This window comes from Vannielia litorea, from assembly GCF_018424695.1.
Taxonomy (GTDB): Bacteria; Pseudomonadota; Alphaproteobacteria; order Rhodobacterales; family Rhodobacteraceae; genus Vannielia; species Vannielia litorea_A.
The window spans coordinates 1-824 of sequence record NZ_QTNQ01000205.1 but is presented as its reverse complement, the minus strand read 5'-3'; the positions used below and the strand labels follow the sequence as shown (position 1 = coordinate 824).

The 824-nt window shown below is 59.5% G+C and carries 1 protein-coding gene; it reads left to right on the top strand.

Annotated features, from left to right (window positions below):
* Positions 1–66 precede the first annotated feature (66 nt).
* Positions 67–824, top strand: a protein-coding gene (locus DYI42_RS23980) for an IS5 family transposase (protein WP_213549642.1) whose coding sequence is annotated in 2 segments (ribosomal slippage) — positions 67–427 and positions 427–824 — 759 coding nt annotated over the 2 segments. Because the reading frame shifts where the segments join, the coding sequence is not laid out codon by codon here. This gene is flagged as partial in the annotation.

The following is an 824-nucleotide window of genomic DNA, read 5'->3' as shown; positions in this document are numbered from 1 at the left end:
CTAGGGTCAGGGCCCATTGATTTCCGCTTAGGGGCGTGATTCACGGTTCGAAAACGAGCGGTGAACATGTCTGAACTTTTCTGGCTTACGGACGCGCAGATGTCGCGCCTTGAGCCCTTCTTCCCGAAGTCCCACGGCAAACCTCGCGTTGATGATCGACGTGTGTTGAGCGGCATTATCTTCGTCACTCGCAACGGCTTACGGTGGCGCGATGCCCCTCATGCCTATGGGCCGTACAAGACGCTGTACAATCGTTGGAAACGGTGGAGCGACAAGGGTGTCTTCGCCCGGATGATGGCGGGCCTGGCCGCCGAGCACGGCGAGAAGAAGACTGTGATGATCCCCTCTCATCGAAACTGCGTTTCAACTGCCGGGGCAGTGGACGCTACCTACCTGAAGGCCCACCGGACAGCGACCAGCATGGGCGTGAAAAAGGGGGGCGTGGGCGCCTGATTGGTCGCACCAAGGGCGGCATGAACACCAAGCTGCATGCCATCTGCGACAGCCAGGGGAGGCCGCTCAACCTATTTGTCACCGCCGGACAGGTCAGCGACTACATTGGCGCTCGGGCATTGCCGGGCAGCCTTCCGAATGTCGATTGGCTGCTTGGGGATCGCGGCTACGATGCCGACTGGTTCAGGGAAGCATTGAAAGACAAGGGGATACGCGCGTGTATCCCCGGTCGAAAGCAGCGCAAGAAAACCGTGAAGTACAACAAGCGCCGCTACAAACGGCGCAACCGGATCGAGATCATGTTCGGCAGACTCAAGGACTGGAGGCGCGTGGCAACCCGATACGACAGATGCCCGAAGGTCTTCCTCTCA